The 22,865-nt window shown below is 51.3% G+C and carries 19 protein-coding genes; 16 read left to right on the top strand and 3 right to left on the bottom strand.

Annotated features, from left to right (window positions below; all coding sequences use genetic code 11):
- Positions 1 to 99 precede the first annotated feature (99 nt).
- A complete protein-coding gene (locus VI01_RS21675) occupies positions 100 to 1,371 on the top strand; it encodes a Glu/Leu/Phe/Val dehydrogenase (RefSeq protein ID WP_045816586.1) in 1,272 nt (423 codons plus the stop codon).
- Between the two features lie 218 nt (positions 1,372 to 1,589).
- On the opposite strand, the gene VI01_RS21670 is transcribed toward VI01_RS21675, so the two are convergent.
- A complete protein-coding gene (locus VI01_RS21670) occupies positions 1,590 to 2,255 on the bottom strand; it encodes a TetR/AcrR family transcriptional regulator (RefSeq protein ID WP_045816585.1) in 666 nt (221 codons plus the stop codon).
- Positions 2,256 to 2,334: 79 nt separating this feature from the next.
- Between VI01_RS21670 and VI01_RS21665 the strand changes: the two genes are divergently transcribed.
- Positions 2,335 to 3,852, top strand: a complete 1,518-nt coding sequence (locus tag VI01_RS21665; RefSeq protein ID WP_045816584.1) for an MDR family MFS transporter — start codon at positions 2,335 to 2,337, stop codon at positions 3,850 to 3,852.
- A gap of 263 nt (positions 3,853 to 4,115) precedes the next feature.
- Positions 4,116 to 4,667 (top strand): C40 family peptidase, encoded by a 552-nt coding sequence (locus VI01_RS21660; RefSeq protein WP_045816583.1) that lies wholly within the window; start codon positions 4,116 to 4,118, stop codon positions 4,665 to 4,667.
- A 40-nt stretch (positions 4,668 to 4,707) separates the two neighbouring features.
- Here the strand turns inward: VI01_RS21660 and fhuE are convergent, their stop codons facing one another.
- Positions 4,708 to 6,885 carry a ferric-rhodotorulic acid/ferric-coprogen receptor FhuE gene (gene fhuE / locus VI01_RS21655; RefSeq protein ID WP_045816582.1) on the bottom strand — a complete coding sequence of 726 codons (2,178 nt, stop codon included), beginning with the start codon at positions 6,883 to 6,885 and terminating at the stop codon, positions 4,708 to 4,710.
- 449 nt (positions 6,886 to 7,334) lie between these two features.
- On the opposite strand from fhuE, the gene VI01_RS21650 reads away from it, so the two are divergent.
- On the top strand, positions 7,335 to 8,426 hold the full coding sequence (locus VI01_RS21650; RefSeq protein WP_045816581.1) for a YncE family protein: 1,092 nt from the start codon (positions 7,335 to 7,337) through the stop codon (positions 8,424 to 8,426).
- 60 nt (positions 8,427 to 8,486) lie between these two features.
- Here the strand turns inward: VI01_RS21650 and VI01_RS21645 are convergent, their stop codons facing one another.
- Positions 8,487 to 9,356, bottom strand: coding sequence for an AraC family transcriptional regulator (locus tag VI01_RS21645; protein WP_045816580.1), 870 nt, complete (start codon positions 9,354 to 9,356; stop codon positions 8,487 to 8,489).
- 754 nt (positions 9,357 to 10,110) lie between these two features.
- Here VI01_RS21645 and VI01_RS21640 point away from each other — a divergent pair.
- The 12 genes from VI01_RS21640 (at position 10,111) to VI01_RS21585 (ending at position 22,793) form a co-directional block, all read left to right on the top strand.
- Positions 10,111 to 11,520, top strand: a complete 1,410-nt coding sequence (locus VI01_RS21640) for a sugar porter family MFS transporter (protein ID WP_045816579.1) — start codon at positions 10,111 to 10,113, stop codon at positions 11,518 to 11,520.
- A 15-nt stretch (positions 11,521 to 11,535) separates the two neighbouring features.
- A complete protein-coding gene (locus tag VI01_RS21635; protein ID WP_034829912.1) occupies positions 11,536 to 12,546 on the top strand; it encodes a Gfo/Idh/MocA family protein in 1,011 nt (336 codons plus the stop codon).
- Between the two features lie 34 nt (positions 12,547 to 12,580).
- Positions 12,581 to 13,009 carry a PTS sugar transporter subunit IIA gene (locus VI01_RS21630; RefSeq protein ID WP_045816578.1) on the top strand — a complete coding sequence of 143 codons (429 nt, stop codon included), beginning with the start codon at positions 12,581 to 12,583 and terminating at the stop codon, positions 13,007 to 13,009.
- Positions 13,010 to 13,036: 27 nt separating this feature from the next.
- Positions 13,037 to 13,978 carry a sugar phosphate isomerase/epimerase gene (locus VI01_RS21625; protein WP_045816577.1) on the top strand — a complete coding sequence of 314 codons (942 nt, stop codon included), beginning with the start codon at positions 13,037 to 13,039 and terminating at the stop codon, positions 13,976 to 13,978.
- A 431-nt stretch (positions 13,979 to 14,409) separates the two neighbouring features.
- Positions 14,410 to 14,949 (top strand): sugar dehydrogenase complex small subunit, encoded by a 540-nt coding sequence (locus VI01_RS21620; protein WP_045816576.1) that lies wholly within the window; start codon positions 14,410 to 14,412, stop codon positions 14,947 to 14,949.
- A 20-nt stretch (positions 14,950 to 14,969) separates the two neighbouring features.
- On the top strand, positions 14,970 to 16,598 hold the full coding sequence (locus tag VI01_RS21615) for a GMC family oxidoreductase (RefSeq protein ID WP_045816575.1): 1,629 nt from the start codon (positions 14,970 to 14,972) through the stop codon (positions 16,596 to 16,598).
- Positions 16,599 to 16,600: 2 nt separating this feature from the next.
- Positions 16,601 to 17,980: a cytochrome c gene (locus tag VI01_RS21610; protein WP_045816574.1), complete on the top strand. Its 1,380-nt coding sequence runs from the start codon at positions 16,601 to 16,603 to the stop codon at positions 17,978 to 17,980.
- Between the two features lie 59 nt (positions 17,981 to 18,039).
- Positions 18,040 to 18,540 (top strand): sugar dehydrogenase complex small subunit, encoded by a 501-nt coding sequence (locus VI01_RS21605; protein WP_045816573.1) that lies wholly within the window; start codon positions 18,040 to 18,042, stop codon positions 18,538 to 18,540.
- Positions 18,541 to 18,560: 20 nt separating this feature from the next.
- A complete protein-coding gene (locus tag VI01_RS21600; protein ID WP_045816587.1) occupies positions 18,561 to 20,165 on the top strand; it encodes a GMC family oxidoreductase in 1,605 nt (534 codons plus the stop codon).
- Complete coding sequence (locus tag VI01_RS21595) at positions 20,158 to 21,486, top strand: cytochrome c (RefSeq protein ID WP_045816572.1); 1,329 nt, start codon at positions 20,158 to 20,160, stop codon at positions 21,484 to 21,486. The genes VI01_RS21600 and VI01_RS21595 overlap by 8 nt, the downstream gene beginning before the upstream one ends.
- A 70-nt stretch (positions 21,487 to 21,556) precedes the next feature.
- Positions 21,557 to 22,450: a dihydrodipicolinate synthase family protein gene (locus VI01_RS21590; RefSeq protein ID WP_045816571.1), complete on the top strand. Its 894-nt coding sequence runs from the start codon at positions 21,557 to 21,559 to the stop codon at positions 22,448 to 22,450.
- 127 nt (positions 22,451 to 22,577) lie between these two features.
- A complete protein-coding gene (locus VI01_RS21585) occupies positions 22,578 to 22,793 on the top strand; it encodes a YdgH/BhsA/McbA-like domain containing protein (RefSeq protein ID WP_045816570.1) in 216 nt (71 codons plus the stop codon).
- Positions 22,794 to 22,865 lie beyond the last annotated feature (72 nt).

The following is a 22,865-nucleotide window of genomic DNA, read 5'->3' as shown; positions in this document are numbered from 1 at the left end:
GGAGAAAAAACTCGGCCTGCACGACTAAACCAATCCTCTCGCCGCCATTCTGCCGTTGGCGGCATCTTCTATCCTGACAGTAAAAATCTGGAGGTCAGTTTGTCTGAACTTTCCTATGTGACAGGCGACTGTCACTCAGCCTGGTCAACGTATTTGACGCAGGTTGAACGCGTGTTGCCACTGCTTGGCGATCTCAGCCGCTGGGCTGATACGTTAACGCATCCGAAGCGGGCATTAATCGTTGATATCCCGCTGGAAATGGATGACGGCTCAGTGCGTCATTTTGAGGGTTATCGCGTGCAGCACAATTTGTCGCGTGGGCCGGGTAAGGGTGGTGTGCGTTTCCATCCTGATGTGACGTTGCAGGAAGTGATGGCGCTCTCTGCATGGATGACGGTGAAGTGCGCCGCACTGAATTTGCCGTTTGGCGGAGCAAAAGGCGGCGTGCGTGTCGACCCGGCAACCTTATCCCATAAAGAACTGGAGCGTTTAACCCGGCGCTATACCAGCGAGATCGGCAATATGATTGGTCCCCAACAGGATATTCCCGCCCCTGATGTCGGCACCAACGCGCAGGTCATGGCGTGGATGATGGATACCTGGTCGATGAACGTTGGCGCCACCACCACCGGCGTAGTGACCGGCAAACCGGTGCATCTGGGCGGGTCACTGGGACGCGTCAAAGCCACCGGGCGTGGGGTTTTCGTCACCGGTTGCCGCGCTGCGACTAAGCTGGGCATGGATGTGCCGGGTAGCCGCGTGGCGGTGCAGGGCTTTGGTAATGTTGGCAGCGTCAGCGCCGAACTGTTCCATGCGATTGGGGCAAAAGTGGTGGCGGTGCAGGATCACAAAGCCACCTTGTATTTGTCCAGCGGAGTGGATATCCCGGCGTTACAGACGTGGCAGCAGGCTCACGGCAGCATCGCGGGCTTCCCGGGGGCTGATACGATAGCGGATGAACATTTTTGGACGCAGCCTTACGACATTCTGGTGCCTGCTGCGCTAGAAGGGCAGATCACTGCTGAACGTGCCCACCAACTACAGTGCCGCCTGATTATTGAGGGTGCAAATGGTCCGACGCTACCGGAAGCCGATGATATCTTGCAGCAACGCGGCATTGCTGTGGTGCCAGATGTGATTGCGAATGCGGGCGGCGTGACGGTGAGTTACTTCGAATGGGTACAGGATTTCTCCAGCTTCTTCTGGAGCGAAGAGGAGATCAATCAACGGCTGGACAGCATTATGCAGCACGCGATTGAAACGGTGTGGCATAAAGCGGATGCGCTGAACGTAACATTGAGAACAGCGGCTTACGCTGTGGCCTGTGAACGGATCTTGCTGGCAAGGAAGGATCGCGGGTTGTATCCGTAACCATCGTTTGTTGATTGCTATAAAAGCGAAATGGCGGCTTCAAAGCCGCCATTTTTTAATCGTGAAGGGTATTAGAACTGATAAACCAGGCCTGGTGCTACCTCGTAAGTCATAGTTAAAGCGTCAGTGCATAAGCTTCAAGTTGGCATCAGGGATTAAAATCTTTTCCTGCTCGCTGAGTATCCTTTCAACAGTGTAGATGCGAAGCAATAAACGGGTTAGCTGAGCGGACGGATACCCTGACAGAACAAGCTCAGGGTGTGCTGCACAATGCGCTCTGTATCAAACTCCGGCTCATTGGCGAAGCGGGTGAACGGCACGAGGATCAGGCTCAGGATGGAGGTCATCAACAAATCGGGGTTTAACGCCGCATTTAATAATCCCTGCTGCTGCCAGCGCACAATCAAAGCCCTGACTTTGTCGCGTCCCGCATGACCATATCGTTCTTTAATGTGCTGACCTAAGCCGTGAGAACCGCTGGTGACTTCTTGCATCCACAGTGGGGCAAACCAATCGTTGTTCAGTACGATGTCAGCGATTTCACGAATAAATCCACTAAAAGTAGTGACAGGGTCACTTTCTTCGTTGTTGAAGTGAGCTTCAAGACGCTGGCGTAGCGGTAAAAAGCGCTCTTCAACCACCACATCTAACAACGATTCGCGCGACTGAAAATAGTAGTTGAGCATCGCCGGACTCACGCCAGCTTTACGTGCAATCGCATTCAGCGAGGTTTCAGCGATGCCGCTTTCGGCATAAATCTCCAGCGTAATGTCCAACAGGTGCTCGCGCTGTTGTGCCGTGATGGCACCGCCCCGAGGACGTCCAGGACGGCGGGGTTTGGCAGGGGTTGTCTTATCATCAGCTGGGACTTTTTGTGCGGTCATCTTTACGCGCTCACTTGTTTCATGTCAGACTTCGATCAATATTAATTGTGTATTTAATTAATTTCAATTGGTGTCTGATATGAAACCTAAAACACTTGTGCCTCACTCAGGCAGTGGAGAAGAGCGTCTTCCTTCTGTCCGCTTGCTGATGGGCGCATTGATGCTGGTCATGCTGCTTTCCGCCCTTGACCAGACCATCGTCTCGACGGCACTGCCAACCATTGTGGGTGAATTGGGCGGGCTTGATCGGCTGTCGTGGATCGTCACGGCCTACATGTTGGCCTCGACGATTGTTGTCCCGCTTTACGGCAAGTTTGGCGATCTGTTTGGCCGTAAAACGGTGCTACAAATCTCGGTCATCTTGTTTCTCATCGGCTCGGCACTGTGTGGCCTAGCGCAAAATATGGAGCAACTGATCTTTACCCGCGCGCTGCAAGGTCTTGGCGGTGGTGGACTGATGGTGGTCAGTATGGCGGCCGTGGCGGATATCATTCCGCCAGCAGAACGCGGTAAATACCAGGGACTCTTTGGCGGGGTATTCGGTCTGGCGACCGTGGTGGGGCCATTACTGGGGGGCTTTATCGTCCAGCACGCCTCGTGGCGCTGGATTTTCTATATCAATTTACCGTTAGGGTTATTTGCGCTGCTGATTATTAATGCGGTGTTTAAAGCTGATAACAAACGTAAACCGCATGAGATTGATTATCCTGGTGCTGTTTGCCTGAGTCTTGCGCTAGTGGGTATCACCCTGTTTACCAGTGAAGGCGGTACGCTGCGGGCATGGAGCGATCCACAGTTGTGGTGCATCCTGGCATTTGGTCTGGTCGGGGTGATTGGCTTTATCTACGAAGAACGTCGTGCATGGGAACCGATTATTCCGCTTGGGCTGTTCCGTAATCGCAGTTTTTCGCTCTCCAGTTTAATGGCTTTTATTGTTGGGATGTCGTTGTTTGGCAGCGTTACTTTCCTGCCGCTCTATTTGCAGGTGGTGAAGGGCTCAACCCCGACCGAAGCCGGGCTACAGTTATTACCGCTGATGGGCGGACTGCTGGTGACGTCGATTATCAGCGGACGCATTATCAGTCGTACTGGTCGGTATCGTCTTTTCCCGATAGGCGGAACCTTGCTGGCGACGGTTGGGATGGCACTCATGACGACGCTGACGCTGCAATCCTCGCTGTGGCAAATTTATCTCTACGCCTGCGTGCTCGGAATGGGCATGGGCATGGTAATGCAGGTGTTAGTCCTGGCCGTTCAGAACAGTGTGACGCCAGATAGTATTGGCGTCGCCACATCCTCTGTCACGTTGTTCCGTTCGGTTGGCGGTTCAATCGGGGTGGCGCTGTTCGGCGCGATGTTTAGCCACGTGTTGACATCGGGTTTGACTGAATTGGTAGAAAAGGGCGATGTATTGCCCACCACGCTGGACCCGAACGCAGTGCACCATTTGCCGTATGATGTGCAACAAGCATATTTGCAGGTATTTAGCGCAGCGGTACATGCGGCATTCCAGATGGCGGCGGTGGTGATGGCGCTGGCCTTTATTCTGTCATTATTCCTGCCAGAGTCGCCGTTACGCAGTAAAGCCAAACAATAAAATGATGCCCGCTTGCCACCATCGGCAGACAGATGCTGATGGTGGGATGAAATAGCAGCAGAGTTGGGCGAATTAATAACCTCCGAAGCGAAAATTGGCGAAGGAATATATAATTTTTATCCCAAATACATGATGTTACCTTTGCGTAAACTTAAGTAAAAAAGAAGAGGATTAAAAGAATTCAGCGGCGAGCTATTTATTTTTGCAACTTTTTTGCGGTATAAATCTCTAACCACTGTCTCCCTCAGCGAAAACGTCATCCCATGATCAACTCTGCGGCCAGAAAATTTATCGCCTGTCTGTTTGTTATTACCCTGGCAGGTTGCTCTTCCAAAACTTCTCATGCTCCTGCGGAAGAGAGTGTCGATGCTTCAACCGATGGTGGTAAGCAACCCGATTTGATTCCCGTGATCGCGGCATTACACGACCAGATGCACTCATGGGAAGGCACCAAATATCAGTGGGGCGGCACGCAATTAAACGGTGTGGATTGCTCCGGTTTTGTCTGGCGAACGTTAAAAGATCGTTTCAATATTCCAATGGATCGTGTCACAACGCGCGAATTAATTGCCATGGGTCAGCCGGTTGATAAGGCGCACCTGCAACCCGGTGATTTAGTGTTCTTTCGTATCAAACACGAGTTACACGTTGGCTTTTATGACACCGACCATCAATTCCTCCACGCTTCGGTTAGCCAGGGTGTGATGCGCTCCTCACTGAATAATCCGTATTGGAAATCGGTATATCTGGAGGCGCGGCGTCTGCCACGTGAACAGAATTCGCAGATAAGCTTTAATTATAAAAATAAAGCGTGATGTAAAAAGAATCCCCGGCCTGGCGCCGGGGATTTTTTTATCAGAATTGATATGACACGCTAACCGAGAAGTTGCGCGGCTCACCGTAAACATAGTTGTTCATGTAGGTGTAGTACTCACGGTCGAATAAGTTATCGACGTTAGCTTGCACCGCAACCTGTTTGGTGACCTGATAACGGGCAAACAGATTTGCCAGTGGATAGCTTCCCTGATACACGCGCTGGGTGCTGCCATCTGGCGCGCTCACATCTTCAAATACGCGGTTCTGCCAGTTAATACCTCCGCCGATAGTCAGATCGGGCAGCATTGGCACCTGATAACGGGTGAACAGCTTAAACTGGGTTTGCGGTTGGTCTGAGCTATAGCGGCCTTCCGAATCGCGCGCCACATAGCGTGTTGCACCGAAGGTTAATTGCAGGTTGTCGGTGACTGCACCGTTCAGTTCAAACTCTGCCCCCTTACTGCGCGCGCCTTTGGTGGCGGTGTAAGCTTGTTCACTGCTGTTATTAACGTAAACGCCGTTCTCTTCTGTACCAACGTTCTCCTGCTGAATACGGAACACGGCGAAAGTGGCGGTCAAACGCCCGTCATACCAGGCCGATTTCAAACCGGTTTCGTAGCTTTTCCCGGTCACCGGGGAGAGATAGTGGCCTGTGCTATCGCGGTAAGTTTGTGGCTGGAAAATCGAGGTATAACTCGCATACGCTGACCAGGTATCGTTAATGTCATACACCAGGCCTGCATATGGCGTGGTGTTGTTTTTGGTCACGTTGCCGCTACTGCCGTTCGTGCTCCACTCGGTATAACGCGCACCAATGATCAACGACAGGGGATCGGCGAGTGAGAAGCGTGCGGCCGTATAGGCAGATTTTTGGCGGATGACGTCGTTAGCGTTCAGATACCAACCTTGCCACTCCGGCTCGGCAATGTTGCCGGTCCAGTTGTTATTGAAAGGGCCCATAGCCGCTGAGGTAATGTCATACTCATCGAGGTCGGTGACGCCATCCTGACTGTAGGTCTGGTTGTGTTGGCGACTGTAGCTCAGACCTGCCATCAATTGGTGCTGGCGGCCTAACAGCTCAAAGGGTCCACTGGCGAAGGCATCAACCGATGTTTGTTCACGTTTACCGCGGTCGAGACTTCCCCAGCCGGTCACACCTTCACCAGTGGTCTCATCAGGGAATGCGCTGTACAAACTCATCAGTTTGTCACTAAAGGTATTCTTAGCATGGGTACCATTCACATGGACACTCCAGCCATTATCGAAGTTATGCACAAGGTCGGCGTATATCTTTTGCACTTCGGTGTGATAATAGGTCCAGTCTGCGGCAGAATTCAGGCTGCGGTTGTAATGCGTGAGTGAACCGTTGCTGTAGAAAATCGGTAAACCACCCCAGGTTGGGTCGCGGGTATCTGCTTTTTCATAGTCATAGCCGAGAGAAAGGGTCGTGTTGTCGGTTAAATCCGCATCGACTACGCCGTAGAGGAATTTCTTGTTTTTATGATAGCGGTCTAGCCAGCTGTCTTGATCCTGATAACCCGTTACGACGCGTCCGCGCAAGGAACCATCACTGTTGAGTGGTCCTGCGATGTCTGCAACATAACGCTGCTTATCCCAACTGCCATAGCTCGCGCTGACTGAGCCCGTGAAATCTTTGCTGTCGGCATGTTTACGCACCATGTTCACTGAAGCAGAAGGACTGCCAGCGCCGGTCATTAAGCCGGTTGCACCGCGAACCACTTCAACACGGTCATAGATAGCGGTATCAGATGCAGCATCACCGTAGTTCCAACTGTCGCCCACTGAAGTGGGTATTCCATCATAAGTGAAATTGGTGATTTTAAACCCGCGTGAATAGTATTCAGAACGTTCAGAGTCCACCAGATTACTGGTGATACCGGTGGTGTTTTTCAGCACATCAGTGACAGTTTGCAACTGCTGATCCTGCATACGCTGCTGGGTCACCACACTGACAGATTGCGGCACATCACGCGGCGTGAGTAGCAGCTTGGTGCCCGCTCGCGTGGTTTTCACCGCATAGTCCTGTTTTTCAGTGTCATCACTACTGTCACTGGTGGTCGCATTGACCACCAGATCCTGCTGAGTGGTATCGGCAGCCAGCGCCAATGAGGGGTTGAGAAGGGCGTGTACTGCCATAGCCAACAATGAAACGCTGAACGTTTTGCGGATACCTGATTCCCTGCCGATCGAAGACATAATCGTTTCCGTGGTAAATGATGGTGATAAGAAGCCATTACGCTTCGGTTGTTATGCTGGTGGTTGCGTCGTGCTACCCAAAAGGGCAGAACAAACGAATGCACTATATAATTACGAACGCCAATGATAATCATTTGCTTTATAGAATCTCGCAAGGATTCAATCTGAAGTGTAATAATGTGTAAATTCTAGGAAATTCAGTTCACCAGGCGGATTTATAACCCTTTAGTTGCGGACGTTTTCACATTTCTCAGGCAAGTTTTACGCGTTTTAGCCCTACGCAGCGCCAGATTTGGCTGAACGGTCATTTCATTAAGTGGATGGATTAAGCACATAAATCTACGCGAATATTTGATTACTTTTCGTTAATGCGTATGATTCTCATTCTTCTTATATTTTCCGCCCGCTACGATGTGGTCGGAGGCGTTCATCCATTGATGGAGTTCAGCATGAAATCGTTGTTTAGCCCGCGTAAAGCCACTGTTGCTATGGCGATCGCCGCAGCATTTAGCCTGACGGCTTGCCAGGCACCTGCCAAAAAAGCCGAGGCGCCAGCCGCTGAAACTGTAAAACCGGTTGATACCGCAGTGTTGAAACGCGACCTGGGCGATGGTCTGTACGAAATGGCCTACTCTCCAGCATCGAAAGCACTGTTTGTTGCCAGCGCACAGGCATTCAAAGATGTAAACGGCGGTATGATCTATCGTCTCGATCCTGCGACGCTTGAGACCAAGGGTGAGACTCACACCGATCTGAAAAACTTTGGTACAGCGATCGATGAGCAGGGCAGCGTGTTCTACACCACCAACTCACTGGATGGCGCCATCTCCAAAGTGGACGCGCAAAGCGGTAAAGTGCTGCAGCGTTTAGTGTTCCCGGGCAAAATCAGCAAAGAAGGCTATCCAGCGGGCGCGCGTGAAGTGCTGTGGCATGGCAATGAGTTGTATGTCGGTCGAGTGGCCGATCCAGGTTACATCTCCGTGGTCGATACTAAGACCTTCAAGCTGAAAACCGAGATTAAAAATGCGGGCAAATGGGTAACGGGCATTATTTACTCTCCGGTTACTGAACGTATTTATGCGGCCAACGGCTCTGGCGAGATCCTGGTGATTAATCCGCGCACCCACAAAATCGAGAAGCGCTGGACAGCCGGTGACGGTAAAGAGTATCTGTTCCTGAACATGGCAGAAGATCCCTCCACTGGCCGCCTGTTTGTGACTGACGATTCTAAAGGCAAAGCCACGTTGGTCTTTGACGAGCGCACCGGAAAAGTGATCAAGCGTATCGAAGGTGATTCTCTGGGCATTAAATTCGATGCGAAGCGCAATGAGATCTTCATCAGCCAGCGCGAATCGAAGAAAGTACTGCAGTTGGATGCCACCACTTACGCAGTGAAGAACAGTTGGTCATTCGAACAGAATCCCAACAGCCTGCTGATTGGACCGGATAACAATACCCTGTATGTAACCTTGAAGGCTGAGTTCAATAAAGACTCTTCAACTAAAGGTACCGATGGTATTGCGCGTATTGCACTGAAATAAGATTGCGCTATGAAAAGATGCCCTCGAAAGAGGGCATTTTGCTTTTGGAAGAACGAAAAATTAACGGTTAATTTGCCCGGTCAGCCAGAATTTTTTATAGCGTGCAGGTGGAATGCCGACAAGATTATGAAAGATGCGATGGAAGTTATTGACGTTATCGTAACCCACGGCGTTAGCCACCTCAGTGACACCCAGATTGGTGCTCAATAGCAAATTTTGCGCCTCGCCAATTCGACGACGCGTCTGATATTGTTTGGGTGAATAACCTGAATAATCTTTAAATACGTGCGCCAGGTAAAATTGATTCATATTCAAGGCTGCGGTGATCGAACTCAGTGCGATATCTTCTTTGTAGTGATTATCAATGTAATCTTTGATGCGTTGTCCCAGTAGTGTGTTATTACTCTCCTGCTCTTGTTTGTTTTCTATCCAGATATTGCGGCACAGCAATAGCAGCACGCTTAGTAAGTTATCGACGATTTCGGCACTGTAGAGACGTCTACTGTTAACGTGCGCCCACATCTGATCAAACAACTGGCAAATTTCATCATAAAACTCACCGCTGGGCATCACGGCAGGTTGGGCGCGCGTGGTGAGAACATTGAGAGGCAAGCCATCAACCTTGAGTTGTTCGACGCCGCAGCTGAAGATCAATAAATCGTCTGACGCATCAGGGCTTTCGTCATGAAGTACATTCGCGTTAAACAACATGATATCGCCTTGCTTGACGCTATAGCCACGGCCATCAATGTTATAGCTGCCACTACCTGAGCGTATGAACATCACCTCAAAGCGGTCATCATGCTTGTGCATGACGCGAGGAATGGCCTCTTCCTTACCTTCTGCTTTGCACATAAACGCCAGGCGCGGACGCAAACTGTTGTCGAAACCGCGGGCGGAGGGATGTTCATTTATGCAAAAGGTAATCATGGTAGCTCCTGTTGGTATAGCACTATTCTTGCATTAGTTTTCAGCCTCGTAATCATCAATTTTGCTTTTTACTGATATTTAATCCATTGATGGGTAAGGAGTTGATGATTTTAGGAGAGTGCCAAGTGTTGATTTTTGTTTTTTAAACCTTGGCTAAAATTTAAGTTTGATCGCCGTCACACTTTTATTTTGATCAAAATATACCCACGCATTAAATACCAGGAAAGCATGATGTTGTGTTGAGGAGCATGAACTTGCAATCAATAGGGATAAGTTGGCGACTAAAATGAAAATATCATCAAAATTGCGGTGTTCGAACAGGTTGAAATACAAAATTGTCGAAACCACAGACGATAAGTGCCATTGAATGCGTGCCATAGTCGCTAAGAAATATTTTAACAAATATGCGAAAAAAAGGCTTTTTTAATCTGTCTTCATTCTTGCTATGTCAACGCACAATGTTTGCAGTGTGACTTTAATCACTGGTTTTTGTGCTTTTTGTGAGGAATATATGATCTTTCGCACGCTGTTAAATCGTGTGGGCGAGAGCGACTGGTGTTTGAAATTCACTTTGATATAACGTTGTCGTAACGAGAAGGGGACTGACAGCGCGTTCAGCGTTGCCAGAAAAATAACAATAATGATGTTGTGCATTAAATCAATGTTCTGATTCAGGCTGCGTAAAATTCCTCAGCGACGACTGACCAAAAATACGGCTTGCAACGGTTTTACCTTACAACCAGATGGAACAGCTATGTATAATAAAACAAACCTGCAAAATCCTCAGCGCATGCGGTTAATCACCATTGTTTCGACGATTGGTGGTTTATGCTTTGGTTACGATACCGGTGTTATTTCCGGTGCGCTGATCTTCATGAAGTATGACCTGAATCTGACACCTGCGCAGGAAGGTTTTATTACCTCATTCCTGTTATTCGGTGCGGCACTGGGATCGTTATTTGGCGGATATTTATCGGATAAACAGGGGCGGCGTAAAAACCTGCTATGGGTTGCAGCTATCTTTATGTTTGGCGCTTTAGGCACTGCATTCGCCTGGGATGTGCCCTCAATGATTGTGGCTCGCTTTATTCTGGGCTTAGCGGTGGGCTGTGCCTCCGTTACTGTACCTATTTATATTTCCGAATTAGCGCGGGCAGATCAGCGTGAACGATTGGTGACGGTGAACGAATTAATGATCGTGACCGGGCAATTCCTGGCGTATTCCGTTAACGCTGCGATTGTAAACCTGTATCCAGAAATGCAGCACAACTGGCGCATTATGCTGGCGATTCCAGCGCTGCCGGGCGCGCTATTGTGGTTCGGGATGTTAATGATGCCTGAATCGCCACGCTTCTTTATTCGCCGTGGCGAAACGGATAAAGCCGTGAAGGTGCTGAAAACATTGCGCCTTCCGGAGGAAGTAGACCGCGAAGTAAAAGAGATTCAGCAGATCGTTAAGGCTGATCAGGTGAAGTTTAATCTGTTCGCCGAGCTAAAAAATCGCTGGGTGATTCAACTGGTTCTGATTGGTTTAATGATTGTGCTGGCCACTCGAGTGACTGGGGTCAACACCATCATGTACTACGCGCCAACCGTCCTGAAGGCGACTGGGCTCGGTGATGCGGCAGCGGTTACCGGCGCGGTGGCAAACGGCATTATCTCTGTATTGGCGACGCTGCTGGGCATGGCGTTGATTGGCAAGCATTCACGCCGAAAAATGTTCTTCACCGGTCAGGCTGGAGTCACCGTTAGCCTGGTGTTGATTGGCCTGGCATTTAAATTCTTTTTCCACACTGAAACCGTCAACGGAGTGGATACGCTGCATGCCAATTTCGCCAACGCACCTTATGTCATTCTGGGCTTGATGTTGGTATTCCTGGTGTTTATGCAGGGTTGGATTGCGCCGGTATTCTGGCTGATGTTAGCGGAAATCTATCCATTAAGAATGCGTGGTGTCGGCATGGGCTTTGCGGTATTTGGCCTGTGGATCTTCGACTTTATGATCCAATCCATCTTCCCTTATTTGCTTAGCCATTACGGTGGCGGCATGACCTTCGGCTTCTTCGGTGCTACTAACGTCATCATGCTTATTCTGCTGGTGAAATATTTGCCAGAAACGCGTGGCCTGACGTTAGAACAGATTGAAAAGAAATTTCGTTTTTAACCTGAGGATTAATAAATGACAGTCAAAATCGGCTTAATTGGTCTGGGCATGATCGGCCGGGACCATCTGAAACGCTTCCACCATGTTATTTCCGGCGCGCAAGTCACTGCTGTTTGCGATATTAACCACACAACAGCCGATGCCGTGGCCAACGAATTTGGTGCCACCGCGTTTTATGATGCAGAAGAGATGATCAATTCCGAATTGGTCGATGCAGTATTTATCTGCTCTATTGGTCCGGTGCACAAAGCACAAATTCTGGCGGCCTTTAACGCGGGCAAGCCCGTATTCTGCGAAAAACCGCTGACACCCACGGCTGATGAATCGAAAGAAATTATTGATGCAGAAGTTAAAGCGGGTAAGCGCCTTTTACAACTGGGCTTTATGCGTCGTTTTGACCCGGGTTATCAGGCGCTGAAGCAGTCAATTGAGGGGGGGGCGTTGGGTGACATCATGTTGATTCACTGTGCTCACCGCAATCCGTCTGTACCAGAGAGTTACACGCTTGAGATGGCGGTGAACGACTCCGCCACTCACGAAATCGACATCATTCGCTATTTGTTAAACGAAAACATCACGTCTGTGCGAGTAGACAAGCCGCGTAAGAAAACCCGCCGGGCATTGCCGCACTTGCAGGATCCGCTGATTGTGATCTTCGAAACCGAATCCGGTGTTCGTATTGACGATGAACTGTTTGTGAACTGCCACTATGGCTACGACATCCGCTGTGAAGTGATTGGTGAAAATGCCATTGCCGCCTTGACGGAGCAACAGTTCATTAGCACCCGTTCACTGAACGGCAATGCACAGCACATTGCGCAATCTTGCATGGAACGTTTTGCAACGGCTTACGATCGCGAAGTTCAGCATTTTGTTGACAGCGTGCGTGATGGTCGCGAAATGAGCGGCCCTTCCTCCTGGGATGGCTACGTCGTCGCGCTGGTCTGTGATGCTGGTCTGGCATCGCTGAAAGATGGCGAGAAACATGACGTGGTGATTCCAGAGCAGCCCGCGCTTTATCGCTAATAACCTAACTTCTCGCGAAAAGTGAGGAATGACGATGTTGAAACTGACGGAAGATGCGCTGCATTTGCAATGTCGGGCAGCGAATAAAAACCAAGCCATTGAGATTGCGGCAAAGGCGTTAGAGCAATCCGGTTATGTAAAATCGGGTTTTATCAATGGCATGTTAGCGCGTGAAAAAAGCGTTTCTACCTATATTGGAGCGGGTATTGCCTTCCCTCATTGTGCGAAAGAGAACCTCGACCAGGTGATTAAAACCGGATATCAGGTTTTCCAATTTCCAAATGGTGTGAGTTGGGGTGCTGGAAAAGTGGTGTTTGTCGTCGTTGCTGTAGCGGCAACCGAAAATGAACATATTCCACTGTTGGCTGATATTGCCAATTTGCTTGGCGATGAAGTGAAAACGACGTTATTAGCCAATGCAAAAACCAAACAAGATTTTATCGAACAATTTGAGAAAGCGTGATTTACGCACCAGATGAAGGATTAAACAATGAAGCTTGCATTATGTACTGACGTTTTGGCGGATTTACCTTTCGCGGCGATGCTGGATAAAGTTAAAAGCTACGGTATTGAGGGCGTAGAAATGACGGCGGGTGGATGGTCACCCTGCCCGCACGTGAAAACAGAGGAACTGCTGGCATCGCCAGAGAAACTGGAGAAGTTCAAGCAAGAGCTGGCTGAACGTGAAATGCGCATCGTGGCGCTAAACTGCTCGGGGAACCCGTTGGCACCAGGTGAATTGGGTGAGGCACACACGAAAAGCAGCTATCGCGCGGTTGAGTTGGCAGGCAAGTTGGGCGTGAAAAAGATCGTGATGATGAGTGGCCTGCCAGGTGGGGGGCCAGAAGATCGCGTGCCGAACTGGATTACCTCTACCATCTCATGGCCAGATTATATGCCGGGTGTGATCGATTATCAGTGGAATGAGGTGGCGATTCCATGGTGGAAGAAATTTGTCCAGCACGCCAAACAGCATGGCGTTGAACAAATCGCGATTGAAGAGTTCCCCTGCCAATTGGTGTACAACCCCTCGACATTGTTGCGCCTGCGTCACGAGGTGGATGACATGATCGGCATGAACCTCGATCCTTCGCACCTGATTGCGATGGGCGCGGACCCGATTGCTGCTGCACGTAAGCTGGAAGGGGCGGTGTTCCACGTCCATGGCAAGGACGCGCGCATTGAGCGTGGTTTGGCCGATGTTGACGGCTTGATGGAGTATCAACCGGTGACTAACACGAAAACCCGTACCTGGAACTACGTGGCTGTCGGTTGCGGTCAGGATCTGAAGTGGTGGAAAGAGTTCTTCTCTGTGTTGCGCATGACCGGTTACAACGGCGACGTGTCGCTGGAGATGGAAGATCTGACCATGAGCGTAGAAGCGGGCTTGCAGACTTCCATTGATGCGCTGAATGCAACGTTGAGTAAGTAAGTTTCTGCTGTTTTGCGAGCCGCTATCTCTTTAGGATGGCGGCTTTTTTTATGGTCATGATAATCCCCGCATTTCACATCTCCTATCTCACATCTCACATCTCCCATCTCCCATCTCCCATCTCACATCTCACATCTTGCATCTCGCATCTCCCAGCCTTCATCTCTGTTGGGACATACATCACTCAAAGTGATTATACGTTAGCTTTTAATGCCCAAACTCACTCAGTTTTGATTTTAAAACATCATTACGTATGGCTTTTGTTTAAGAACCATTTATTATATTAAAAGTCCGTGTCGTTATTAGGTATCTGATTAACATTGCGTTATGTGATTGTTAACTCGCGGTGCTGTTACGTTATTCAAATAATTAGATTTTTTACCTTCGCTTTGCGATGGGTTTTGAGCCGTGTCACTAACCAGGGATAAACCATGAGTAAGTTGCAAGACCTGCCGCCTGGCGAGGTCCAGTTGTCACGTCGGAGAGTGTTACTGTCCGGCGCTGTGATCGTGGCTGGCGGCCTGATCACCTTGGCGCTTCCGCGTTTGGCGTTTGCAGACTCGTCGAAAAATTTCATTCCTTTCATGCAGATATCTCGTCTTCTGGTCAATCACAAACTGGATGATGCGGTCGGGCAGCGTATGTTGGCGCTGTTGGAACTCGATCAGCCGGATCTAATGACAAATCTCAATCATCTGCTGGCGATTGCCAAAGCCAATAAGGCGCAGATCGTTGAAGACTTCTTCCCGGCGATTCCGGAAGGTGCTTTGCAGCAACTGGCGCACAAGATCATCTTCGGCTGGTACACCGGCTGCCTCGAATCGAGACGTTCGGCAAAAGCGTTCGCTTTTGAACAGGCGCTGACCTGGCACACCACGATGGACACCATCACGATTCCGTCTTACGGCATCAGTGGGCCCAATAACTGGCAGCGCACCAACACACCGGTTCTTCCCGTACCGCAATTCTGACCAATAAAAGAAGATAAAATATGGCAGCTCCTTCTCAGTCACCCGTGGTGATCGTTGGCACCGGCGTGGTCGGTGTGGTGATCGCTGAGCAACTGCTTGATGCCGGCATTCCGGTATTGATGCTGGAAGCCGGTCCGCGCGTTTCGCGTGCTGAAATCGTTGAAAATTATCGCAATCTACCCCTGGCGGCCAAAGGCAACCCGATTGAGTGTTACCCGTCACGCGATTGGGCTCCGCATCCGGAACCGGCAGGGGCGGGCAAAGGGTATCTGCAATTAAGCGGCGAAGACTCTTATGCGCAAAGCTATGTGCGCTATGCAGGTGGATCGACCTGGCACTGGGCGGGCACATGTTGGCGCTTAACGCCTGCGGATATGCAATTGCATTCTCGATACGGCGTTGGCCGTGACTGGGCGTTTGATTATCAGACGCTGGAACCTTATTACGCCCGTGCTGAATATAAGCTGGGCATTTGTGGGCCGGACGATCCAGCACTGCAATGGCCTCCGCTGCGTTCGAAACCTTATCCGATGCCCGCGCTGCCGTTTGGACCGGGTGAAGCACGCTTTACCGAAGTGGTGCGCGAGAAGCTGGGGCTGCACAACATCCCTACCGCGCAGGCCCGTAACAGCGGCATGTCCTATGACGATCGCCCAGCATGCTGCGCCAATAACAACTGTGTGCCGGTTTGTCCGGTTGGTGCGAAGTATGATGGTGCAACTGCACTTTCCCGACTCGAAGCCAAAGGTGCCACCATCCTTGATAACGCCGTGGTGTGGCGTATTGAAACCGATGCTGGCAACAAAATCGAAGCGGTGCATTACTACGATCAGCACAAGCAAACCCATCGTGTCAGCGGCAAGCTGTTCATCATTGCGTGTAACGGGCTGGAAACACCCAAGCTGCTACTAATGTCTGCTGATTCACGCAACCCGAACGGTATTGCCAATAGCTCCGATCAAGTCGGCCGCAATATGATGGATCATCCACAAATCACCATGACCGTGACGCTGGATGAACCTTATTGGGCGGGCGTAGGACCGGTGGTGAACAGCGGCATTATGGAAACCTCGCAAGGCGATTTCCGTTCTGAGCATGCTGGTGCTTACTTCCGCTTCAACAACTTTGCGCGCAACCGTTTCGTCACCTTTGGCGCACTGGAGAAAGGGCTGGTGGGTAAAGCATTGGATGAAGAGATCCGCCGTATGACCGCCTGTACCGCCGATATCGTGCTGGCGCATGAAATCCTGCCTGATGCCAATAACCGCCTGACGCTGAGTGATAAAAAGGATTGGCTCGGTCTGCCGAAACCGGCCATTCACTACGATGTGGGCGACTATGTTCGCCGTTCGTACCAGAACTACTCCAAACCAATCGCTGACAAGATTGCCGAAGCGATGGGCGCGATCGATAAGAAGTTCTCGAAACAATATAACCAGAGCAAGCACATCATGGGTGGCACCATCATGGGTAACGACCCGGCTAATTCGGTAGTGGATAACGAGTGTCGCGCTCACGATCACCGCAATCTATTCCTGCCGGGCGGCGGGGCGATGGCCAGTACTGCGTGCGGTAACAGCACCTTGACGATGGTGGCGCTCGCCTTTAAAGCCGCTGATGCCATCGTTAAACAGGCACAGGAGGCGTAATCATGTTAAAGCTAAAACAGATAGCGCTGGTCCTCGCCCTGGCAAGTGGTGCCGCTCATGCCGCTGATGATGCCTTGGTCAAAAAAGGCGAATATTTGGCGGTAGCCTCAGATTGTACCGCCTGTCACACAGCAGAACATGGACAGCCTTTTGCGGGTGGGAAAGTGATCGAATCACCGGTCGGTGAAATCATTGCCACCAACATCACGCCGTCTAAAATCGCGGGCATTGGCCAGTACAGCGAGCAGCAATTTGCTGATGCCGTGCGCAAAGGTGTGCGTGCTGATGGTGCCAATCTTTACCCGGCGATGCCTTACACTGCTTACGCCACCTTGACGGATGAGGATATCCACGCGCTCTACACTTACTTCATGTCTGGTGTTCAGCCGGTGGATAAGACCACCGAAGAGACGCATCTGCCATTCCCGCTTAATCTGCGCTTCTCAATAATGTTTTGGAACGCGCTGTTCTTAAAAGCGCCGGGCTACACACCGGATGCCTCTCAATCGGCGAGCTGGAATCGCGGTCGTTATCTGGTTGATGGTGCAGCACACTGCAGTACCTGCCACACGCCGCGTGGTTTCCTGATGCAAGAGAAAGAGGGAGAGGCCTTTACCGGTGCGCAGGTAGGACCCTGGTTTGCTCCAAACATTACCGCTAACGCAGTGAGCGGTATTGGTCAGTGGTCGCAACAGGATCTGATGACCTACTTAAAAACGGGGCGTCTTGCGGATAAAGCCCAGGCCGCAGGTAGCATGGCAGAAGCGATTACCCATAGCTTCCAGCATTTATCCGACGCAGATTTAGCGGCGATAGCCGAATATATGAGTAGCGTGACAGATAAAAATGCACCAGCTAGCGGTGCATCACGTTTCGAACAGGGCAAGGCAGCACAGAATTTAGTGGCGTTCCGTGGAGATGCGTTTACCGCACCCACCAGCGATGAAGGTGCACGTTTGTTCTCTGGAAACTGCGCGTCTTGTCATGGCAGCAGCGGTGAAGGAACAAAAGACGCCTATTATCCAAGCCTATTCCATAATAGTGCTACAGCGGAGCGCAATCCTTCGAACCTTATCGCCACCATTCTCTACGGTGTGCAGCGTCCTACCGCAAAAGGTGATGTCTTTATGCCACCCTTCGGATCCCAGCCGAATGCGCTTAATCACCTTGATGACCAACAAGTTGCCACACTATCGAACTGGATATTGCACCATTACGGTAACGTGGAAGTGACAATTTCACCTGAGCAAGTGGCTGAGATCCGCCGTGGCGGCCCTTCATCGCCGTTGGTGATGCTGGCGCAGGTTGGTGTTGGCCTCGGCGCTGTTGTGTTTGTTGCGCTGCTGGCGTGGTGGTTGCTGCGCCGCAGAAATAAAAAATAGCTTTAATTTCGACTCTGTCGCCCACGAGTTCGCGGGCGACGCTTTTACTGGAAGACATTATGACGCACTACTCACGCCGCCGCGTGTTGAAGATGGTCGGCCTGGTGACGATTGCCAGCGCCGCAGGCCAGCTTTTACCGTTGCCGCGCCTGAATGCCGCGCAATCACTGATTAATGTGACTGGGCTGGACGATTTCATGCAGGTCTCACAGTTGCTGACGCAACAAGAAAACCTCAATGCCACGGTGGGGCGTGCGCTGTTGCTCGCTCATACCCAAACGCAAAAAGGTTTTCTTCAGGCGCTCACGCAGTTGAAAACGCTGTTACAGAATCAGCCAGAGCTGTTGCAACAGGATCATCTGACATTTGCCGCTGACGCAGACAGCGAAAAGCTGGCAAAAGCGATCCTGGGGGGTTGGTATAACGGTGTGGTCGGCAAAGGCAATCACGCACTTTACGTCACTTACGTGAATACACTCGCCAATCTGCTGGTGGATGACAAATTAGTGCCACCGGGCTTTTCTTACGGCGAGTGTGGTAGCTGGGCACAACAGCCCTGATTCAGAGAGTAATGTCGGTTATGAAAAATAATAATTCCGCTGATGTGGTCGTGATTGGCGCGGGCGTCAATGGCTCGCTGCTGGCGACACGTCTGGCAAAAGCCGGTAAATCGGTGCTGTTACTGGAATCGGGTCCGAAAGTCGGACGCGATCAACTCGTTGAGCGTTTCCGCGCGTCGGCGTTTAAATCTGACTTTATGTCACCGTATCCCTTCTCGCCAAAGGCACCTCATCCGCGCTATACGCCGGAGCCCAATGATTATCTGCATCAGGCGGGACCACATCCCTTTGCTGCGCAATATATCCGTATGTTTGGTGGCACCAGCTGGCACTGGGCGGCGCAGTTGTGGCGTTTTGTTCCCAACGATTTCCGTCAGCACAGCCAGTATGGCGTGGGTAAAGATTGGCCGATCGGTTATGAGGACCTGGAAGATTACTACTATCAGGCCGAAGTGATTGCGGGAGTAGGCGGCTCACCCGACAATGGCTCACCGCGCAGTAAACCCTATCCGATGGAACGCGTGCCAGCCTCCTGGCTGCAACAGCGTGTGACGGCCCGCCTTGCGCCAGACTTTACCGTTCTGGATGACAGTACCGGTCGTAATAGCCACAGCTATGACGGGCGTCCGGCATGCTGCGGCAATAACAACTGTATGCCGCTTTGTCCGATTGATGCGCAATACCATGGCGGTATTGCGGCACAGCAGGCAGAGAACAGTGGCGTGAAGGTGATAACTGAAGCGGTGGTGTATCAACTCGAGCACGATGCTAAAGGCAATATCGTGGCGGCGAATTATTATGACTGGAACAAAGTCAGCCACCGTGTGACGGCAGAAACCTTTGTGCTTGCCGCTAACGCCATTGAAACACCGAAACTGCTGTTAATGTCGGTCAGTGACAAGTTCCCTAACGGCATTGCGAATGCGCATGACAATGTGGGTCGTAACCTGTGCGATCACCCGGCGATTGGCGTCACCTTTGATGTCGATGAAGAGATCTGGCCAGGCCGTGGTCCTGTTAGCCCGTGCTCAATCGGTCAATTCCGTGATGGCGAATTCCGCAGTGAACATGCCCCGTTCCGCATCGATATTTCTAACGCGTCTCAAGTCGCTGCTGTTACGAAAGAAGTGCTGGCTGAAGGTTTATTCGGCAAGAAGTTGGAAGAAGAGATTCGCTTCCGTGCTGCCCGCCGACTCAGCATCAAGAATGCGCTGGAACAGTTACCCGATCCGAACAACCGTGTGACTTTAAGCAGCAACAAAGATGAGCTGGGCTTGCCAACACCTTCGTTGTATTGGGATGTGAGCGATTACGTCACCAAAGGCACCGAAAAAACGCGTGAATGCTATGACGCGATTGCGGCCAAACTCGGCGCAACCAACATCAAGCACAGCAAAACCGGTAAGTTCTCTAATCGTCAGCACATCACCGGCACGCTCTCTATGGGCCTCGACCCGGCGACCAGTGTGACCGATGCATGGGGGCGTGCACATGATCATCAGAACCTGTTTATGGTTGGCACGGGTGTGATGCCAACAGTGGGCACCTGTAACGTCACGCTCACGGCAATGGCACTGGCTCTTCGCACCGCCGACAAAATCCTGCTGGAGACGCAACATGGCTAAGCACTGGAAAGCCCTGCTTGCAGCAGGCACGTTGGCGTTGGCTGTTTCACAAGCGCATGCAGCGGATGAGCAACTGATTAAGCGCGGAGAGTACCTGGCGATTGCCGGTGACTGCGGCGCGTGTCACACCGAAGAGGGTAAAGCACCTTTCAGTGGCGGCCACGCGATTGCCAGCCCGCTGGGCACGATCTTCAGTACTAATATCACCCCCTCTAAAACGGCGGGGATCGGCCAATACAGCGAGCAGCAGTTTGCCGATGCGTTGCGTAAAGGGGTTCGCGGTGATGGTAGCCAGCTTTATCCGGCGATGCCGTATACCGCTTACGCGAAGCTCACGGATGAAGATGTCGCTGCATTGTATGCCTACTTTATGCAGGGTGTGCAGCCGGTAGATATTCAGCCAGAGAAAACGGCATTGCCGTTCCCCTTCAATCTGCGTTTCAGCATGGCAGCATGGAATCTGTTGTTTATGGACAGCAAGCCATTCCAGCCAGACGAGAAGCAGTCACAAGAGTGGAATCGCGGTGCCTATTTGGTTCAGGGGTTAACCCACTGCAGCACGTGCCATACACCACGTAATTTCCTGATGGCGGAACAGCAGGACAAAAACTTGCAGGGCGCGTCACTCGGTACCTGGTTTGCACCTGATATCACGGCGGCAACCTTGCAGGGCAAACCGCATTGGACACGTGAAATGTTGGCGCAGTATCTTGCCACTGGCCACGCCAGCAACGGCGCAACCGCGGGCGGTCCGATGCTGGAAGCGATCGATAAGAGCTTCTCGCGTATGACGCCAGAAGACCGCCAGGCTATTGCGACTTATTTGTTACCTCAGGATAGCGCCACTGCTGAACCTGCGCAGGCCAATCGCAGGACGCCGGTAAGAGGTGACGATACGCCGCAGGCCGTGTTAAGCGAAGGCGCACAGATTTATCGCAATAACTGTGCATCTTGCCATAACCTGACAGGCGAGGGGCTGAATGGACTGCCGGCATTACAAAATCATCCGGTGTTGAATAAGCCCAATGCGGACAATGTGGCGATGGCAGTCCTGCAAGGTGTTTGGCCTGAAAAGGGGCAAGGGATGATTGGCTTTGCCGATCAACTCAACGACCACCAAATCGCTGCGCTGACTAACTATGTGATGCAAGATATCGGGCACAGCAAGGTGCAGATCAGCGAGGAGCGGGTGAAATCGCTACGTGCTGGTGGTGATGCTTCGCCGCTGATGCTGGTGTCGCGCATCGGCATGGTCGCTGCCGGGCTCATCGTGGTGCTGGGGCTGTTCTGGCTAGGTTTTAGAAGAAAGGCCAAACGCTAACGGCTTTGTCCTATGACAAATAGTCAGCTGTTGTTAAGATGCGTTTTACATTATCTAACAGGAGCTGGCTATGTTTTCAGGTCTTAGTGCCTTCCCGCTGACCCCGGTCAATGCGACTGGCATCGATGAAAAATCCTTTCTCTCGCTTCTCGCGCGTCTAACAACGGCAAAAGTCGATTCACTGGGCGTGCTGGGTTCAACCGGTAGCTACGCCTATTTCACCCGCGAGCAGCGCAAGCGCGTGGCGACGTTGGCCGTACAGCATGCGGATGGCATTCCGGTGATGGTTAGCATTGGCGCAACCAGCACGGATGAGGTGTTGCGACTGGCGGAAGATGCGCAGCATGCAGGCGTAAGCGCTTTGTTATTACCTGCGGTTTCCTACCAAAAGCTCACTGAAGACGAAGTGTTTGGCTTCTATGCCGAGGTCGCGCGGAATGTTTCACTGCCCATCTGCGTTTATGATAATCCAGGCACGACACACACCGAGTTTTCAAATGATCTTTACGCACGGATAGCCGCGCTTACCAATATCGCTTCCATCAAAATACCGGGTGTGCCTGCCGACATAGATTCCGCAGCCCAGCGGGTGAGCGCATTACGTGCGCAACTCCCCGCAGAGATAAGCCTTGGTGTCAGTGGTGATGCCTCTGCCGGCAACGGTTTAATGGCGGGATGCGATGTCTGGTATTCCGTCTGTGGCGGCTTATTTCCCAACACTGCATTAGCGCTGACACGAGCCGCTCAGGCGGGCGATTTCGCTGCTGTCGTTGAGCAATCCCAGCGACTGGAGCCGCTTTGGACGCTGTTCCGTCAACATGGCGGCAGTATTCGCGTGATAGCGGCCGCAGCGGCACTGCTTGGGCTGGCGGAGGAAAATAACTTGCCGCGCCCGCTGCGTGCGTTATCCAGTGAGCATCAACGGGAAGTCCTTCAGGTGATAAGATCGCTGGGGTTGACCTAGTTCAGTTAACTATTAGTGCGATCATAATTTTCGCACTAATAGTTAATATGGAAATAGTTTACATGGTTATTATTGTTTCCATCGAAGGCACACAGCCTTCTCATCAAACAAACCAAGGAATATGACCATGAAAACTATTAAAGCTATGTCAATCGCCGCTGTTGCCGCTCTTTCACTGATGTCTGTTGCCAGCTTTGCACAAACTGTGACCGCAACCTCACTGACTCTGGATGGTGCAGAAGCGAAAATCGCAGCGCAGGCTCATCAGCAAAACGAACAATACAAAATCATTGAAGCCAGTAACGGCAACATCGTGCACATGACCGCAGAATTGTACAAATAAGTATCGGATGGTTGCACAGGGAAGTGCCGGAAGAGGCCGCCTTACGGGGTAATGCCGATCAGTTAAGACAAA

Origin of the sequence: Pantoea sp. SM3, assembly GCF_000963995.1 — a bacterium.
Classification (GTDB): domain Bacteria; phylum Pseudomonadota; class Gammaproteobacteria; order Enterobacterales; family Enterobacteriaceae; genus Pantoea; species Pantoea rwandensis_B.
Note: the sequence above shows the minus strand (reverse complement) of the source record. Positions and strands in the feature narration are given on the sequence as shown.

Excerpts from the sequence above, each read along its gene's own strand:
- VI01_RS21625 (WP_045816577.1), top strand. The coding sequence starts at position 13,037 with ATGAAGCTTGCATTATGTACTGACGTTTTGGCGGATTTACCTTTCGCG.
- VI01_RS21640 (WP_045816579.1), top strand. The coding sequence starts at position 10,111 with ATGTATAATAAAACAAACCTGCAAAATCCTCAGCGCATGCGGTTAATC.
- VI01_RS21600 (WP_045816587.1), top strand. The coding sequence starts at position 18,561 with ATGAAAAATAATAATTCCGCTGATGTGGTCGTGATTGGCGCGGGCGTC.
- VI01_RS21665 (WP_045816584.1), top strand. The coding sequence starts at position 2,335 with ATGAAACCTAAAACACTTGTGCCTCACTCAGGCAGTGGAGAAGAGCGT.
- VI01_RS21585 (WP_045816570.1), top strand. The coding sequence starts at position 22,578 with ATGAAAACTATTAAAGCTATGTCAATCGCCGCTGTTGCCGCTCTTTCA.
- VI01_RS21615 (WP_045816575.1), top strand. The coding sequence starts at position 14,970 with ATGGCAGCTCCTTCTCAGTCACCCGTGGTGATCGTTGGCACCGGCGTG.
- VI01_RS21630 (WP_045816578.1), top strand. The coding sequence starts at position 12,581 with ATGTTGAAACTGACGGAAGATGCGCTGCATTTGCAATGTCGGGCAGCG.
- VI01_RS21650 (WP_045816581.1), top strand. The coding sequence starts at position 7,335 with ATGAAATCGTTGTTTAGCCCGCGTAAAGCCACTGTTGCTATGGCGATC.
- VI01_RS21605 (WP_045816573.1), top strand. The coding sequence starts at position 18,040 with ATGACGCACTACTCACGCCGCCGCGTGTTGAAGATGGTCGGCCTGGTG.
- VI01_RS21645 (WP_045816580.1), bottom strand. The coding sequence starts at position 9,356 with ATGATTACCTTTTGCATAAATGAACATCCCTCCGCCCGCGGTTTCGAC.
- VI01_RS21610 (WP_045816574.1), top strand. The coding sequence starts at position 16,601 with ATGTTAAAGCTAAAACAGATAGCGCTGGTCCTCGCCCTGGCAAGTGGT.
- VI01_RS21620 (WP_045816576.1), top strand. The coding sequence starts at position 14,410 with ATGAGTAAGTTGCAAGACCTGCCGCCTGGCGAGGTCCAGTTGTCACGT.
- VI01_RS21595 (WP_045816572.1), top strand. The coding sequence starts at position 20,158 with ATGGCTAAGCACTGGAAAGCCCTGCTTGCAGCAGGCACGTTGGCGTTG.
- VI01_RS21670 (WP_045816585.1), bottom strand. The coding sequence starts at position 2,255 with ATGACCGCACAAAAAGTCCCAGCTGATGATAAGACAACCCCTGCCAAA.
- fhuE (WP_045816582.1), bottom strand. The coding sequence starts at position 6,885 with ATGTCTTCGATCGGCAGGGAATCAGGTATCCGCAAAACGTTCAGCGTT.
- VI01_RS21635 (WP_034829912.1), top strand. The coding sequence starts at position 11,536 with ATGACAGTCAAAATCGGCTTAATTGGTCTGGGCATGATCGGCCGGGAC.
- VI01_RS21590 (WP_045816571.1), top strand. The coding sequence starts at position 21,557 with ATGTTTTCAGGTCTTAGTGCCTTCCCGCTGACCCCGGTCAATGCGACT.
- VI01_RS21660 (WP_045816583.1), top strand. The coding sequence starts at position 4,116 with ATGATCAACTCTGCGGCCAGAAAATTTATCGCCTGTCTGTTTGTTATT.